This is a genomic window from Amycolatopsis acididurans, from assembly GCF_012328925.1.
Lineage (GTDB): Bacteria > Actinomycetota > Actinomycetes > Mycobacteriales > Pseudonocardiaceae > Amycolatopsis_E > Amycolatopsis_E acididurans.
Genome location: NZ_JAAXLS010000018.1, coordinates 1 through 16643 on the forward strand (window position 1 = coordinate 1; position 16643 = coordinate 16643).

The following is a 16643-nucleotide window of genomic DNA, read 5'->3' on the forward strand; positions in this document are numbered from 1 at the left end:
GGTCTACCCGTCCGCACCGGCAACAAATCCTCGATCAACGCCCACTGCTCATCCGACAACAACCGAAACCGCGACACGACAGCAGCATCCCAGCCGACAACCAAGATCTTTGTCAGACACGCCCTAGCAGCGGGCAGGACAGCTGCGGCGCCAGCCCGAGAATCGGCTTCATCGAGGCAGGCATGCCGGCGGGCGGCTCGTTGACCACGAACGCGCCGTAGCAGTCCACCGCCGCGTCGATCTGGAGGCTGCACGCGGACAGGAACGTCTGCCTGCCGCCGGAGCAGTACCCGATCACGCCGATCTTGCCGTTGGCCCCGTCCAGCGCGTCGAGGTACTTCGCCGCGCCGTCGACGTCACCGACCAGCCGCTCGTCCGGCACCCCGCCCGCGGCACGCACGGCCGCGGCGGCGTCGTCGGGATCGGCACCCGGCGCCTCACGCGAGTACAGGTTCGGGCACAGGGCGTTGTAGCCGTTGACCGCGAATTTGCGCACGATCTCCTTGGTCGCCGCGTCGTAGCCGGGCATGTGGTGGATGACGACCACCCCCGCATGTGGCCGTTCGTCCAGCGGCCTCGCCAGATAAGCCTCGATTTGATCCCCACCGTGGCCGGAGATCGTGATCGTCTCGGCCCGCATCGCATCGATCATGCGAGCCACCTTAGGACAGCGGTGCTCGCGCTGTCGCGAATCCGGCAAGGGGCGACAAAGGACTCGGCCCCGCCGGGCTCGACGAGGCCGAGGAAGTCTGGAACTCGCGGACCGTGATTGTGACCACGTTCGGTGCCGCAACAGTCGTTCGACGGGTTTCTCCGGCGTCCCGGGTCACGGTGACATCCGCGGACCCGCCTTGGTCACTTTTCCTGCTCGGAGCCCTTCTCCGGCTCCTCAGCAGTGTCGCTGAGCAGACGTTCGAGGTCGAACTCCTCGGTCAGGGCAGCGAAGATCGGAGTGTTCTCCAACTCCTGCTGTTTGACGCTCATTCTTCTCCTCCTCACCCGCACGCGCACTCTTCGTACGGTCCGTTCTCGCAGGTCAAGCGCCCATCCCTCGCTCTTTTGTCCCACAAGAGTGTTAACCGCAGGTTATGTTACCTACTCACAGTGAGCAACTGCCTCGCAACCGAAAAAAGTTCACACGGATCACTGTCATGACAACCGCCACCTTCCGGGCCCATAATGAAAAAGAGGCGGTGCGGGCGATGGCACTTCATGGCGAAGAGCAGCGGCGACTGTCCGAGATCGAACGACAGCTCGCCGAGGAGAATCCGCGCTTGGCTCAGCGGCTCGCTGAGTTGCGGCCAATGCGCATTCCCGGTGTCGTGCTGGCCGTGCTGGGCGCCCTCTGCTCGATGGTCGCGGGTTTGTTCATCCTCGTCGCCGGCGCCCAGACCCAGCAGGTCTTCCTGATGATCCTCGGCACGGCGCTCTCCTGTGCCGTGCCGACGGCGATTTCGTGGCGGCTCTGGCTGCACCGGCTGCGCTAGCCCGTCCGGGTTAAGCCTAGGACCGGGCGAGCACCCGCGGGACGAAGAACCAGAGGGCAGCGAACAGCAGCCCCACGAAACCGCCCACGAAACCCATCGCGACCGGCCCGTAGACCACCTTGGCGATCAGGGCCACCACGTCGGTGACCGCCGCCGCGAGACAGATGAGACCGGCGAGGACGGCGCGGTTTCCCGCACTCAGGATCTCCTCCCGCCGCCGCCCGCGGAACAGGATCCGGTGCCACGCCGCGGGGGCCGCCAGCAGCGCCGTCGCGGACGCGGCCAGCACGACCGCGGCGAGGTGCATTCCCTTCTCGAACCCGCTCGCCTGGCGGAACTGGGCGGTGAACACGACCGACAGCAGGAAACCGAAGAGGATCTGCACGCCCGCCTGCGCCACGCGCAGCTCCGAGAGCAGCTCGTTCACATTGCGGGTGAGCCGCTGGTTCGGCGTCTCCTCGTCGGTTCGGGCCACTCGATCAGATTACGAGCAGCAGACCACGACGGCAGCGCTTCACCTTGAAACGTTTTACCGCGAAACCCGCGTCGAATCGCGGACCACGAGCTCCGGGGCGAACACGACTTCCTGATGTTCGAACGGTTCGTCCGATTCCGTGGTCTCCGCGATCAGCAGCTCCGCGGCGGTCCTGCCGAGCCGCTTGGCGGGCTGCCGCACCGAGGTCAGCGGTACCGCGGCCGCGCCGGCGAACTCGATGTCGTCGTAGCCGACGATCGCCATCTCCGCCGGGACCCGCACGCCCGCGCCGACCATCGCCTGCAACACGCCCAGCGCGAGCAGGTCGTTGGCGCAGAACACCGCCGTCGGCCGCGGGCTCATCCCGAGCAGGCGGGCACCCGCGTCACGTCCGGAGGCCACGTCCAAGGCGGCCGTCTCCAGTACCGACAGGTGGGCGCCGGAGCCCTCCAGCGCCGCCCGCACACCGCGTTCGCGTTCGCGGCACTGGGTCAGGATCGCGGGTCCGTTGACGAACGCGATGCGCTCGTGCCCGGTCTCCAGCAGGTGCCTGGCCGCGAGCGAACCGCCGGCGACGTCGTCCACGGACACCGAACTCGCCTCGACGGCGGGGACCTTGCGGTCGACGAACACGTACGGGATACCGCTGCGGCGGAACGTCTCCAGCGCCTCGCCGGTGGTGTCGACCGGGCTCAGCAGGACGCCGCGCACCCGCTGCTGGGCCAGCATCGACAGGTACGAGGCCTCCAGGTCGACGCGCTGGCCGCTGTTGCAGGTGATCACGTTGAGGCCCTCGTTGTGTGCGGCCTCCTCGGCACCGCGGGCGACGTCGACGAAGAAGGGGTTGGCGAGGTCGAGCACGAGCAGCGCCATGATCCGGCTGCGGCCCGCACGAAGCTGCCGCGCCGACTCGTCGCGCACATAGCCCAGTTCCTCGATCACCGACAGCACGCGCGAACGCGTCGCCGCCGAGACCACCTGCGGACGATTGACCACATTGGACACGGTGCCGATGGAAACCCCGGCTCGCCGCGCCACATCCTTGATGCCGACCATTGGCCCCCTTGCTCTGACCAGACTCACAGCCTACCATGCGGATGAAACGTTTCAAGTTCCACGAAACAGCATCTCGACGGGGAGACACAGTCATGGGCGCGCACATCGCGATCAAGCAACGACTGCTCGCGCAGCAGATCGAAACCCCCTCGTGGGCCTACGGCAACTCCGGCACGCGATTCAAGGTCTTCGCCCAGCCGGGGGTGCCGAGAACGGTCGAGGAGAAGATCGACGACGCCGCGCAGGTGCACGCCCATACCGGCATCGCTCCCAGCGTCGCGTTGCACATCCCGTGGGACAAGGTCGAGGACTACGGCAAGCTCGCCAAGTACGCCGAATCCGCCGGCATCCGGCTCGGCACCATCAACGCCAACGTCTTCCAGGACGACGACTACAAGCTCGGTAGCGTGACCAACCCCGATCCGCGCGTCCGCCGCAAGGCGCTGGACCACCTGCTGGAATGCGTCGACATCATGGACGCCACCGGTTCGCGCGATCTGAAGCTGTGGTTTTCCGACGGCACCAACTACCCCGGCCAGGACGACATCCGCGAGCGCCAGGACCGGCTCGCCGAGGCGCTGGACGCGGTGTACGCGCGCCTGGGCGCGAACCAGCGGATGCTGTTGGAGTACAAGCTTTTCGAGCCCGCGTTCTACACCACCGACGTGCCGGACTGGGGTACCGCGTACGCGCATTGCCTGCGCCTGGGCGAGAAGGCGAAGGTGTGTGTGGACACCGGGCACCACGCGCCCGGGACGAACATCGAGTTCATCGTCGCGTTCCTGTTGCGCGAAGGCAAACTCGGCGCCTTCGACTTCAACTCGCGGTTCTACGCCGACGACGACCTCATGGTCGGTGCCGCGGATCCGTTCCAGCTGTTCCGGATCATGTACGAAGTCGTGCGCGGCGGCGGGTACGAACGGGAGGCGGGCATCGCCTTCATGCTCGACCAGTGCCACAACATCGAGGCGAAGATCCCCGGTCAGATCCGCTCGGTGTGCAACGTCCAGGAGGCCACCGCGAAGGCGCTGCTCGTGGACCGGGAGGCGCTGGCCGAGGCGCAGCTTTCCGGTGACGTGATCGCGGCGAACGACGTGTTCATGGACGCGTACTCGACCGATGTCCGGCCGATTCTCGCCGAGCTGCGCGAGGAGATGGGCATCGATCCCGATCCGGTGGCCGCGTATCGCCGGTCGGGCTATCAGGACCGCATCAACGCCGAACGAGTCGGCGGGAACCAGGCTGGATGGGGAGCATGAGCACTGTCGAGGACCTGATCGCACGGTCGAACCGGCTGGGGGCTGATCCGGCGAACACCAACTACGCGGGCGGCAACACCTCCGCGAAGGGCAGCGACACCGACCCGGTCACCGGCGAGCCCGTGGAGCTGTTGTGGGTCAAGGGATCCGGCGGCGACCTCGGTACGCTCACCGAGGCCGGGCTCGCGGTGCTGCGGCTCGACCGGCTGCGCGCGCTGGTCGAGGTGTACCCCGGTGTCGAGCGCGAGGACGAGATGGTCGCCGCGTTCGACTACTGCCTGCACGGCAAGGGCGGCGCGGCGCCGTCCATCGACACCGCGATGCACGGACTCGTCGACGCCGCACACGTGGACCATCTGCACCCCGATTCGGGAATCGCGCTGGCCACGGCGGCCGACGGGCAGAAGCTGACCGAGCAGTGCTTCGGCGATCGCGTGGTGTGGGTGCCGTGGCGGCGGCCGGGATTCCAGCTCGGCCTGGACATCGCCGAGATCAAGGCGCAGAACCCGCGGGCGATCGGCTGCATTCTGGGCGGGCACGGCATCACCGCCTGGGGCTGGACCTCCGACGAGGCCGAGGCGCATTCGCTGGAGATCATCCACACCGCGGCGCGGTTCCTGGAGGAGCACGGCCGCGCCGAACCGTTCGGGCCGGTCGTGCACGAACCGCTGCCCGAGGCCGAACGCCGGGAGCGCGCGGCCGCGCTGGCACCGGTGATCCGCGGGCTCGCATCCACCGACCGCAGGCAGCTCGGGCACTTCACCGACTCCGAGGTCGTGCTGGACTTCCTGTCCCGCGCGGAACATCCGCGGCTGGCCGCGCTCGGCACGTCCTGCCCGGACCACTTCCTGCGCACGAAGGTCCGGCCGCTGGTGCTGGACCTGCCGCCGACCGCGCCGCTGGACGACGCGATCGAGCGGCTGAAGGAACTGCACGAGCAATACCGCGAGGACTACCGCGCCTACTACGAGCGGCACGCGTCGCCCGGCAGCCCCGCCATGCGCGGTGCCGATCCGGCGATCGTGCTCGTGCCCGGCGTCGGCATGTTCTCCTTCGGCGCGGACGCACAGACCGCGCGGGTGGCGGGCGAGTTCTACGTCAACGCGATCAACGTGATGCGCGGCGCGGAGTCGGTCTCGGCGTACTCACCGATCGACGAGAGCGAGAAGTTCCGCATCGAGTACTGGGCGCTGGAGGAGGCGAAACTGCAGCGGCGCCCCAAGCCGAAACCGCTGGCCACGCGGGTCGCGCTGGTGACCGGTGCCGCATCGGGCATCGGCAGGGCGATCGCGCGGCGGCTCGCGGCCGAGGGTGCCTGCGTGGTGGTCGCGGACCTCACCAAGGCCGACGAGGTGGCCGGGGAACTCGGCGGCCGCGACAAGGCGATTTCGGTGGTCGCGGACGTCACCGACGAGGACGGCATCGCCGCCGCGTTCAAGGCCGCCGCGCTCGCGTTCGGCGGGGTGGACCTGGTGGTGAACAACGCCGGTCTCTCGATTTCCAAGCCACTGCTGGAAACCACGGCGCGGGACTGGGATCTGCAGCACGACGTGATGGCGCGCGGCTCGTTCCTGGTGTCGCGCGAGGCCGCGCGGACGATGATCGCGCAGGGCTTCGGCGGTGACATCGTCTACATCGCCAGCAAGAACTCGGTTTTCGCGGGCCCCAACAACATCGCCTACAGCGCGACAAAAGCCGACCAGGCGCATCAGGTCCGGCTGCTGGCCGCCGAACTCGGCGAGTACGGAATCCGCGTCAACGGCGTCAATCCCGACGGTGTGGTGCGGGGTTCGGGCATCTTCGCCGGCGGCTGGGGCGCGCAGCGGGCCGCCGTGTACGGCGTGAAGGAGGAGGAGCTGGGCGCCTTCTACGCGCAACGCACCCTGCTCAAGCGTGAGGTACTGCCCGAACACGTCGCGAACGCGGTGTTCGTGCTGACCGGCGGCGAGCTGTCCCACACCACCGGTCTGCACGTGCCCGTGGATGCCGGGGTCGCGGCCGCGTTCCTGCGATGAGCGCCTTCGCCGCCGTCGACCTCGGCGCGTCGAGCGGCCGGGTGATGGTCGGGGACTTCACGCGCGGGATCGAGCTGACCGAGGCGCACCGGTTCGACAACCGGCCGGTGCGCGTCGGCGGCGTCCTGTACTGGGACATACTCGCTTTGTACCGAGGAGTTCTCGACGGGCTGCGCAAGGCGGGGCCGGTGGACGGCATCGGTATCGACACCTGGGGCGTCGACTACGGGCTGCTCGACGCGGACGGCATGCTGCTGGGCAATCCCGTGCACTATCGCGATACCCGCACCGAGCCGGCGATCGACGAGGTGCTGGCCAGGATTCCGCCCGAGCGGCTCTACGCCGAGACCGGTATCCAGTTCCTCCCGTTCAACACGGTGTTCCAGCTCGCGGCCGAATCCAGGACGCGGCTTGCGGAACGCCTGCTGCTGATTCCGGACCTGCTGTCGTACTGGCTGACCGGCGTCGCGGGCACGGAGGTGACGAACGCGTCCACCACCGCGCTGCTCGATCCGCGCACCCGAACCTGGTCCGCAGAGGTCGCGAAGCGGGCCGTGGTCGACACGAACCTGTTCCCGCCACTGCGAAAACCCGGCGATCCCGCCGGAACCTACGACGGAACCCCGGTGTACGCGGTCGGTTCGCACGACACCGCGTCCGCCGTCGCCGGGGTGCCCGCGACGAGCGAGAACTTCGCCTACATCTCCTCGGGAACCTGGTCGCTGGTCGGTCTGGAACTGCCGGAACCCGTACTGACGGAGGAAAGCCGCGCGGCCAACTTCACCAACGAACTCGGTGTGGACGGCACGGTCCGCTACCTGCGCAATGTGACCGGGCTGTGGCTGTTGCAGGAATGCCAACGGGTATGGGAAATCCCCGACACCGAAAGGCTGCTCGACGAGGCCGCCGCGCTGCCGCGCCGGTCGGTGATCGAGGCCAACGATCCGCGGTTTCTTCCACCCGGTGACATGCCCGGGCGGATCGCCGCCGCCTGCGCCGAAACCGGTCAGCCGGTCCCGCGAACGCCGGGCGAGTTCACGCGGTGCGTGCTCGACAGTCTCGCCGAGGCCTACCGGCGCACGCTCGAGGACGCGATGCGGCTTTCCGGTAAACGAGTCGAGGTGGTGCACGTGGTCGGTGGCGGCGCGCGCAACGAATTGTTGTGCCAGCTGACCGCCGACGCGTGCGGACTGTCCGTAATCGCCGGACCGGTCGAAGCCACGGCCCTGGGTAACCTGCTTGTCCAGGCCAGGGCGCACGGAGCGGTCCGCGGGGACCTGGCAGCCATGCGAGATCTGCTCGCGCACAGTCAGCGCCCACACGTGTACCGGCCGCAGTGAAACGATTCATTTTTGTCTTAAAAGCTGTCCATCAAGGGTTGAACGAGTCTCTGACCTTGGCTATCCTCCGGTATTAATACGTTTCAAAATGTGACCCACGTCAACGGAGACTCGGAGGTTCGCATGACCCCGCGCGACACGGTCGGCCTAAGCCCGGCCGAGGACAGCGGCACCGTTACCCGCCAGCAGTGGAAATGGTCGGTTCTCGCCGGCATGGCGTCCTACCTCGACGCCGGTTCGATCGTGGCGCTGGGATCGGGCCTCGCGTTGTTCCAGACCTATCTGGGCCTGAGCGACGGTGCGGTCGGCGCGGTCGCGGCCATCGGCCCCAACGCGCTCGGCTGCGCCGTCGGAGCGTTCATCGGCGGACGGCTCGGGGACAAGCTGGGCCGGAAACGGATCTACAAGTACGACCTGCTCGTCTACGCGGTCGGCATCCTGCTGATCATGCTGGCGGTCAACGCACCGATGCTGTTCATCGGCACGTTCATCGTCGGTGTCGCGGTCGGCGCGGACGTGCCCACCTCGCTCGCGCTGGTCGGCGAGTTCTCGCCGTCGAAGGCACGCGGGAAACTGCTGGCCTTCACCCAGATCGCCTGGTACGCGGGTCCGGTGATCGTGCTGCTGCTCGCGCTGGCCTTGTCCTCTTTGGACGTGCTGGGGATCAGGATCGTGTTCGGCATGTTGTTCGTCGTCGCGATAGTCACCTGGGCGTTGCGGCGCGGGCTGTCCGAATCCGCGCGGTGGGAGACGGCCTCGACGGCGCCGGTCAAGCACAAGGTGCGGGCACTGTTCAACGGCCGCAACCTGCAGGCGCTGGTATGGACGGCCGTGATCTATCTGTTCTGGAACATCGCGGCAGGCACCAACGGCATCTTCACCCCGTACATCATCAAGACGTTGCACGCGGGCAGCCAGGCCGCCAGTGTGGCGCTGTCCTGCGCCGGGTTCGTCATCGGCATCCTCGCGACGATCCCGTTCATGCGCATGGCCGACCGGGGGCACCTCAACCGCAAGGTGATGTGGGGCGCGGGCGCGGTGATGCAGGTGGCCGCGTTCCTGGCCTACCTCGTGCTGCCGTTCAACATCCCGGTCATCATCGTGAACATCGTGTTGTTCGGGGTCGGCTCGTCGTTCGCGGGCGAGGCGATGTACAAGATCTTCAGCCAGGAGCTGTTCCCGACCATGCTGCGCGGCACCGCGCAGGGCTTCACGTTCGGCATCGCGCGGACGTTCCTCGGCATCTGGAGCTTCTTCGTGCCCACCCTCGCGAGCACGGGCATCCGGCCGGTCGCGCTGCTACTCATGCTCTGCCTGCTGATCAGCGGTGTCGTCGGCTACTTCTTCATGCCGGACACCGCGGGCAAGTCGCTCGAGGACATCGAGGCGGAGCGGGCCGCCGCATGACCTTGCACGCAAGGTTCACCGACCCTGGCCCCGAGTTCAGCCCGCTGCCGATCTGGTGGTGGAGCGGGGCCAGGGTCCGGCGGGACCGGCTGCGGTGGCAGATGGAACAGCTGATCTCGCAGGGCGTGCGGCAGGCGGTGGTGATGTGCCTGGCGCCCACCGGCCCGCTGTTCGGTTCGCTCGCCGATGACCCGCCGTTCTTGAGTCCACAGTGGATCGGGCTGCTCGACGGCGCCTGCGAGGACGCGGCCGAACTCGGGTTCTCGCTGTGGATGTACGACCAGATCGGCTTTTCCGGCGCGAACTTCCAGGGCAGGCTGACCACGGCCAACCCGGAGTTCGCCGGGCTCGCCCTCTCCCGCGACGGGATCAGCGTCAGCGGCTTCGACTACTTCGGCGTCGAGGCCTGCGCCGCGCTGCTGGACCAGGTGCACGGCGAGCTGGACCGGCAGGTCGGCCGCTGGTTCGGCACCGTGATCCCCGGCTTCTTCCAGGACGAACTGCCCGCGATGCCCACCTGGGGCCACGACTTCGCGGAGACGTTCGCCGCGCGCTACGGCTACGACCTGGACCCCGCGAAACTGTTCGAGGACGGCGATCCGCTGGTGCGGCGCGACTACCAGCAGCACAGGGCGCGACTGGCACGGCGCGCCTTCTTCGACCCGCTCGAAAAGTGGTTCGCCGACCGTGGTCTCGTCTGCGGTTTCGACCAGGCCTCGCCCGCCCGGGAAGGCGATCCAGCGGGCGGTGTCACGCTCTACGGCGACTATCTGGGCACGCACAAGGGATTCGGGGCGCCGGGCAGCGACCACTGGGGAGACCCGAAGGTGCACAGCTCGCTCGCGCACGCACACGGGCATCCGCGCACGTGGATCGAGGCGTTCCACTCCTCGGGCTGGGGCGGTTCGCTGGAGGAGACCTACGACTGGCTCGCCCCGTTCCTGCGTCGCGGCGCGAACCTGTACGACCCGCACGCCGTGTACTACTCGACGGCGGGCGGCTGGTGGGAGTGGGCGCCGCCGTCGACCTGCTGGCGGCAGCCGTACTGGCCCTCCTACCACCAGTTCGCCACCGCGGTCACCCGGCTGTGCTCGGTGCTGGCCGGCGGCACCCACGTCTGTGACACGGTTCTGCTGTCCCCCACGAGCACCGCGCAGGCCTACACCACACCGGAAGGCCCGCTCGAACCGGCACTGCGATCGGCGCGTTGTTTTCACCGGCTGAACGGCGTCAGCACCTGGTACGCCGAGGAACGCGGCGTGCTGGAGCAGGCCGGGATCGACCACGACACGCTCGACGAGGCCACGATCGCCTCCGGCACGGCCGACCACAAGGGACTCCGTATCGGCGAGGAGACCTACCGGACCGTGGTCCTGCCGGAGGTCGCCCTCCTGCTGCCGGAAACCGCACAACGGCTGTCCGAGCTGGCAGCGGCAGGCGGGACGGTGTTCTGCGTCGGTTCGGTACCCGACGGGCTGACCGGCGCGACGCAGGTCGATCGCCCGGAGGATGTCCGGCTTCCGCCGCCGCCGGTGCGGGCCGACGCGCCCTCGCTGCTGCGGCGCTACGGCGACACGTTCGTCCTGCTGCTGACCGCGCACGACGAGCGCACCGGCACCCGGGCGCCGATCGTGCGCCTGGACAACGACGACTGGCACAACACGGGATTCCCCTGGGAGGAGTACTGGCGGCAGCTGCGCGAGAACGGGTACGACTTCGTGCCGCCCGCCGGCCGGGTCGCCCGCGTCGAAGGGTTGCCCGCCCGCGCGCAGCGATGGGACCCGCGCACCGGTGCGCGCACGGAACTGGCCGTTGTGGACGGTGTCGCCGAGGTGCCGTTCACGGACGGGCCGATGTCGCTGGTGGTGTTCGGTGCCGACCTTCCGCCCGCCACTCGCGCACCGCTGGGCGAACCGGTCGGCGCCACCGTGCTCGACGGCCCGTGGCGCGCCGTAGCGGGGTCCACACTGGACAATTCACAGGGCGACCTCGCCGCGGCGGACCGGCCGGGCGTGCTGCCGATCGAGGTGTGGCGCTTCGAAGGCGGCCGGATCGCGACGTTCGGCCCGTTCGCCGAGGGCAAGCAATGGTCGCTCTCGCGCGGAATCCGCAAGGACCCGGTGCACAACGACACGCTGGGCCCCAAGGGTTATGTGCCCGACGAGTTCCTCGACTGGCGGCACGTGGCGGCGGGTGAGCGCGTGTCGGTGCGGACCCACCTCCCGCTGCCGGAGCGCACCGGGCTGTTCCTCGCGGTCGGTTCGAGCGCGGCGCGCCGGGTGCTGGTCGACGGGCGCGAACTGCCCGCGCCGGGCGAGGGCTACCAGACGTTCAGCACCCTGCCGCCGGAAACCGCGGGTCGCACGGTGTCGCTGGAGATCGAGTTCACCGGGGACGGCGGGCCGGTGCGGGCGTCGTTCGCGGTGGTCACCGACCCCGACGCCTACCGCAGGCCGGAGTGGGTGACCGGCTCCCCGCGCCGCGAGTTCGAGCCGGCCGGGATACCCGAGGACACCGTGGTGCAGGTGGCCGCCGACGGCGCGTGCAGTGTGCTCGTCAACGGCGTCGAAGTGGGCAGGCAGGGCGACTTCAGCCCGTACCCGGGATTCCGCGAAATCCGCGTGCACCCCTATGACCTGCGCGAATACCTGCGGCCGGGACGCAACGTCATCGAGCTGCGGCTGGTGGACTGCGCCGCCGCCGTCGACGGTCCCGGCCTCGGGCTGATCAGCGACGCCGGGTGGGGGACGGTGCACCGTCGCACCACCTCGCGGTTCCTGTGTGCGCGGCCGAGGCCGCATCCGCTGCCCGGCGCGCACTGGCTCGAACCCGAAGCCGCGCAGGGAAACGTGGTCGTGCCCGTGATCCCGGACATGGCGCCGGGAGGCGAGCGGATCGAGGAGCTCCGTTTCCCCGCGCCGCTCGGCACGACATCGATGGGCATCCCGACGACGCTCGACACCGTGGTGCACATCGAGGACGCCGAGTACAAGGTCCTCGACGGCGTGGTGCGCCTGCCCGAACCGCTGCGCGGCGGCACTCCGGTGGTCCTGCGCATCAGCGCGACTGACGGCAGGCGGGGCGGCGCGCTGCTCGACGGACCGGTGGCCGTCGAGGTCACCGAGACCGGAACAACCCTGCTGAGCTGGGAAGAGCTGGGGCTGCGCACGCTCGGCGGGCAGGTCCGGTACCGCACCACGTTCACCGCGTCCGGCCGGACCGTGCTCGATCTGGGCGAGGTGCGCGGCACCGCCGACGTGCTGGTCAACGGGGAACTCGTGGACCGGCTGGTGTGGGCGCCGTGGCGCACCGAGATCACACCGCGACCCGGCGTGAACGAACTGGAGGTCGTCGTGCGCGGCACCCTCGCCGGGTATCTCGACGACGCCTCACCCACGACGGCGGTCGCGGCCGGGCAGGTGCGTACGGGATTGTTCGGGCCGGTTCGGCTTGTGCACTACGGGGAGGAAGCATGACCAAGGTCGGTCTGGTCGCGGGTGGGCTCGGCGCGTACTGGCCGCAGTTTCCGGATCTGTTGCCGCAGTTGAAGCTTTCCGCCGAGCGGGTCTCGCAGCGGATGCGCGAGTTCGACTGCGAGGTGGTCGATGCCGGGTTCGTCTCCGATCCGCAGGAGGGCGCCCGCGCCGCCGAAACCCTGCGAGCGGCAGGATGCGACATCATCGTCGCGTTCCTGACCACGTACATGACCTCGAACATGCTGATGCCGGTCGCGCAGCGCAGCGGTGCGCCGGTGCTGCTGCTCAACCTGCAGCCCGGCCCGTCGATGGACCACGAGACGTTCGACACCGGAGCGTGGCTCGCCTACTGCGGCGCCTGCCCGATGCCGGAGATGGTCAACGCGTTCCGGCGTTGCGGCGTGGAAACCCGATGCGTGAGCGGGTACCTGGAGGAACCGGCGGCGTGGGAGAAGATCGGCCGCTGGGTGCGGGCGGCGGGTGTGCGGGCCAAGCTGCGGCACGGGCGCCACGGCCTGATGGGCCACCTGTATCCCGGGATGCTCGACGTCTCCATCGATCTGACGTTGGTGCCGCGCCAGTTCGGCGGGCACGTCGAGGTGCTGGAGATCGACGACCTGCGGGTCCGGGTGGAGCAGGTCAGCGAGACAGAAACCGACGAACGGGTCGCGTACGCGCGCGAAGTGTTCACCGTGGACTCCAGCGTCGTGGCCGAGGACCTGCGGTGGGCGGCCCGGGTTTCGGTGGCGCTGGACCAGTTGGTCGACGACTTCGAACTGGACAGCCTGGCCTACTACCACCGCGGCCTGAACGGCGAGACACACGAACGCGTCGGCGCGGGCCTCATTCTCGGGGCCTCGCTGCTGACCGCGCGTGGAATTCCGGCCGCCGGCGAGTACGAGCTGCGGACGTCGCTGGCACAGCTGATTCTCGACCAGCTCGGTGCGGGCGGTTCGTTCACCGAATTGCAGGCGCTCAATTTCGACGACGGCGTCGTGGAGATGGGTCACGACGGTCCGGCGCATCTGGCGATCAGCGACCGCAAGCCGATCCTGCGCGGGCTCGGCGTGTATCACGGAAAACGCGGCTGGGGCGTGTCCGTGGAGTTCGACGTCAAGCACGGCCCGGTCACCGCGTTCGGACTGGGCCAGGAACTGGACGGGTCGTTCCGGTTCGTGGTGTCGGAGGGCACCGTCGTCGACGGTCCGTTGCTGCGCATCGGCAACACCACGTCGCGGGTGGATTTCGGTTGCCACCCGGGCGAATGGACCGATGCGTGGAGCATGTCCGGTATCGGCCATCACTGGGCGCTCGGCACCGGACACCGGCGTGCCGATCTGCAAGCCGTCGCCGACCTGCTCGGCCTCGGGCTCGTTGTCGTTTCGAAGGAGGACATCCGTTGACTGTCAGTCCTGTTCGTTTTGAGCACCGGGACCGCGCGCTGGGTGTGGGGGTGGCGCGGCCCCGGTTGTCGTGGCAGGTGGTCACGGATGATCCGTCGTGGTCGCAGACGGCGTATGAGCTGGAGCGCGACGGGGTCGTCGTCCGGGTCGAGTCCGCCGAGCAGGTGCTGGTGCCGTGGCCGTTCGAGCCGTTGTCGTCGAGGGAGCGGGCGTCGGTACGGGTGCGGGTCGCCTCGGGTGAGTCGTGGTCGGAGTGGAGTGAACCGTCCACTGTGGAGGCCGGATTGCTGTCCGAATCGGACTGGCACGCGCGGTTTCTCAGCCCGGCCACGATCGACGGCCCGGCCCCGATCCTCTCCCGCACCCTGACCGTGCGCCCCGGCGTGGTGTCCGCTCGCCTGTACGCCACCGCCCACGGCGTGTACGAGGCCACCCTCAACGGGCACCGCGTCGGGGACGAGATCCTCGCGCCGGGCTGGACGTCCTACCAGCACCGCCTGCGTTACCAGACCTACGACGTCACCTCGCTGCTGACCGAGGGCGAGAACGCCCTCGACGTGGTGCTGGGCAACGGCTGGTACCGAGGGCGGCTGACCTGGTCCGGCGAGCGCGCCTTCTACGGCGACCGCCTCGCGCTGCTGGCTCAGCTCGAACTCACCTACGCCGACGGCACCCGCGAGGTCGTCGGCACCGACGAGCAGTGGACCGCCCGCACCGCAGCGATCCGGTCCGACGACATCTACGACGGCCAGACCGCCGACCTCACCGCCACCCCGGTGTCCGATCGGGTCGAGGTGGTCGAGGGTGATCTCGGCCGGCTCGTGGCGCCCGACGGGCCGCCCGTGCGCGTCACCGAAACCCTGCCCGCCGTGAAGACCTGGCAGTCCCCGTCCGGCAAGACCCTGGTCGATTTCGGACAGAACCTGGTGGGCTGGGTCCGGTTGCGGGTCTCCGGACCCGGCACGGTCACCGTCCGCCACGCCGAAGTTCTCGAACACGGCGAACTCGGGGTGCGACCGCTGCGCTCGGCCAAGGCCACCGACACCTATGTCCTGCCCGAAGGCACGCACACCCTGCAGCCCTGCTTCACCTTCCACGGCTTCCGCTACGCCGAAGTCACCGGCGCCGCGGCATTCGAGGCCGAAGCCGTCGTGGTCGGCACCGACCTGCGCCGCACCGGCTGGTTCGACTGCTCCGATGCCGACCTCAACCAGTTCCACCGCAACGTCGTCTGGGGCATGCGCGGCAACTTCCTCGACGTCCCCACCGACTGCCCCCAACGCGACGAACGCCTCGGATGGACCGGCGACATCCAGATCTTCGCGCCCACCGCCGGCTACCTCTTCGACACCGCCGGCTTTCTCACCAACTGGCTCGCCGACCTCGCCTGCGACCAGCACCCCGACGGCGCCGTGCCCTACGTCATCCCCGACGTCCTCTACGACCACGAACCCGCCGCCACCGCCTGGGGCGACGCCGCCGTCGTGGTCCCCTGGGTGCTCTACCAGCGCTACGGCGACCCGGAAATCCTGCGCCGCCAGTACGACTCGATGAAAGCCTGGGTCGACAAGATCGCCTCCCTCACCACCGACGGCGTCTGGACGGGCGGCTTCCAGTTCGGCGACTGGCTCGACCCGGCCGCACCGCCCGACAACCCGTTCGCCGCCAAGGCCGACCCGGACGTCGTCGCGACCGCCTACCTCGCCCGCTCCGCGGAAATCGTCGCCGGCACCGCGCGCGTCATCGGCCAGGACCCCACCCCGTACGACACCCTCGCCGCCACCACTCGCGAGGCCTTCGCGCGGCACTACGTCACCCACGCCGGCCGCGTCCTCTCCGACGCGCCCACCGCCTACGCCCTCGCACTGCAATGGGCACTCCTGCCCACCGAGGAACAACGCCGCCACGCCGGGCACCGCCTGGCCGATCTCGTGCGCGCCAACGGCTTCCGCATCGCCACCGGGTTCGTCGGCACCCCGCTGATCACCGACGCCCTCACCACCGCCGGTCACCCCGACCTCGCCTACCGGCTCCTGCTCGAAAAGAGCTGCCCCTCGTGGCTCTACCCCATCACGATGGGCGCCACCACCATCTGGGAACGCTGGGACAGCATGCTGCCCGACGGCACCATCAACCCCGGCCAGATGACCAGCTTCAACCACTACGCCCTCGGCGCCGTCGCCGACTGGATGCACCGCAGCGTCGCCGGACTCGCCCCAGCCGCACCCGGGTACCGCCACATCGTCGTCAAACCCGTACCCAACCACGCACTCACGCACGCGGCCGCCCGCCACCACACCCCCTACGGCGAAGCCGCCGTCGCCTGGAAACGCGAGAACGGGCGGTTCACCGTCGACGTCACGGTGCCGCCAGGCACCCGCGCCACCGTTCACCTCCCGGGCGCCGCGCCCATCGACATCGGGCACGGCACGCACAGCTGGACCGTAGAGGACCCCTGCACCAGCGGCAGCCCCGTCAAAACCGTGCGCGACCTCATCGACCATCCCCGGTTGTGGGACCAGGCCGTCGCGGTACTGGTGGAGCACGGTCTGGCGAAGGACGCCGCCGAGGCCGCGGCCCAGTCGGCGGTCTTCTTCGACGCCCCGGCCACGGACCTGCCCCGTCATCTGGCGCGCAAGGACCCGGCGGGCAGGGGCACCGACGCCCAGCGGGCGCTCGGCGAACTACTCGCCTGAGCAGGACCCCGCGGCCCGGGCCGGGCCGA

Annotated in this window: 11 protein-coding genes and 1 pseudogene; 8 read left to right on the forward strand and 4 right to left on the reverse strand. The window is 69.2% G+C overall.

All coding sequences use genetic code 11. The features are described 5' to 3' along the window. Window positions 1-121: 121 nt before the first annotated feature. Window positions 122-652 (reverse strand): annotated as a pseudogene (locus tag HFP15_RS23390) (dienelactone hydrolase family protein); the annotation flags it as partial. Window positions 653-855: 203 nt separating this feature from the next. After that, the gene (locus tag HFP15_RS43565) at window positions 856-984 is read right to left on the reverse strand and encodes a hypothetical protein (RefSeq protein ID WP_281355625.1); all 129 of its coding nucleotides are present in this window, start codon (window positions 982-984) and stop codon (window positions 856-858) included. A 167-nt stretch (window positions 985-1151) separates the two neighbouring features. Between HFP15_RS43565 and HFP15_RS23395 the strand changes: the two genes are divergently transcribed. After that, window positions 1152-1487 carry a DUF3040 domain-containing protein gene (locus HFP15_RS23395; protein WP_210717756.1) on the forward strand — a complete coding sequence of 112 codons (336 nt, stop codon included), beginning with the start codon at window positions 1152-1154 and terminating at the stop codon, window positions 1485-1487. Between the two features lie 16 nt (window positions 1488-1503). On the opposite strand, the gene HFP15_RS23400 is transcribed toward HFP15_RS23395, so the two are convergent. Both HFP15_RS23400 and HFP15_RS23405 read right to left on the reverse strand, forming a co-directional pair. Further along, window positions 1504-1962 (reverse strand): DUF6328 family protein, encoded by a 459-nt coding sequence (locus tag HFP15_RS23400; protein WP_168518875.1) that lies wholly within the window; start codon window positions 1960-1962, stop codon window positions 1504-1506. A 54-nt stretch (window positions 1963-2016) separates the two neighbouring features. Then, on the reverse strand, window positions 2017-3018 hold the full coding sequence (locus tag HFP15_RS23405) for a LacI family DNA-binding transcriptional regulator (protein ID WP_168518876.1): 1002 nt from the start codon (window positions 3016-3018) through the stop codon (window positions 2017-2019). A gap of 92 nt (window positions 3019-3110) precedes the next feature. Between HFP15_RS23405 and rhaI the strand changes: the two genes are divergently transcribed. From rhaI to HFP15_RS23440, 7 genes are all read left to right on the forward strand, one after another. Then, the gene (rhaI, locus tag HFP15_RS23410; RefSeq protein WP_168518877.1) at window positions 3111-4277 is read left to right on the forward strand and encodes an L-rhamnose isomerase; all 1167 of its coding nucleotides are present in this window, start codon (window positions 3111-3113) and stop codon (window positions 4275-4277) included. Continuing rightward, window positions 4274-6292 carry a bifunctional aldolase/short-chain dehydrogenase gene (locus HFP15_RS23415; RefSeq protein ID WP_210717757.1) on the forward strand — a complete coding sequence of 673 codons (2019 nt, stop codon included), beginning with the start codon at window positions 4274-4276 and terminating at the stop codon, window positions 6290-6292. Before rhaI ends, HFP15_RS23415 begins: the two co-directional genes overlap by 4 nt. Continuing rightward, the gene (locus HFP15_RS23420) at window positions 6289-7632 is read left to right on the forward strand and encodes a rhamnulokinase (RefSeq protein WP_168518879.1); all 1344 of its coding nucleotides are present in this window, start codon (window positions 6289-6291) and stop codon (window positions 7630-7632) included. The genes HFP15_RS23415 and HFP15_RS23420 overlap by 4 nt, the downstream gene beginning before the upstream one ends. Before the next feature lie 123 nt (window positions 7633-7755). Then, on the forward strand, window positions 7756-9039 hold the full coding sequence (locus HFP15_RS23425) for an MFS transporter (protein WP_168518880.1): 1284 nt from the start codon (window positions 7756-7758) through the stop codon (window positions 9037-9039). Next, window positions 9036-12515: a hypothetical protein gene (locus HFP15_RS23430; protein ID WP_168518881.1), complete on the forward strand. Its 3480-nt coding sequence runs from the start codon at window positions 9036-9038 to the stop codon at window positions 12513-12515. The genes HFP15_RS23425 and HFP15_RS23430 overlap by 4 nt, the downstream gene beginning before the upstream one ends. Continuing rightward, entirely contained in the window at window positions 12512-13918 is a 1407-nt protein-coding gene (locus HFP15_RS23435) for an L-fucose/L-arabinose isomerase family protein (RefSeq protein WP_168518882.1), read from the forward strand. Before HFP15_RS23430 ends, HFP15_RS23435 begins: the two co-directional genes overlap by 4 nt. After that, window positions 13915-16614: a family 78 glycoside hydrolase catalytic domain gene (locus HFP15_RS23440; protein ID WP_168518883.1), complete on the forward strand. Its 2700-nt coding sequence runs from the start codon at window positions 13915-13917 to the stop codon at window positions 16612-16614. The genes HFP15_RS23435 and HFP15_RS23440 overlap by 4 nt, the downstream gene beginning before the upstream one ends. Window positions 16615-16643: the final 29 nt, after the last annotated feature.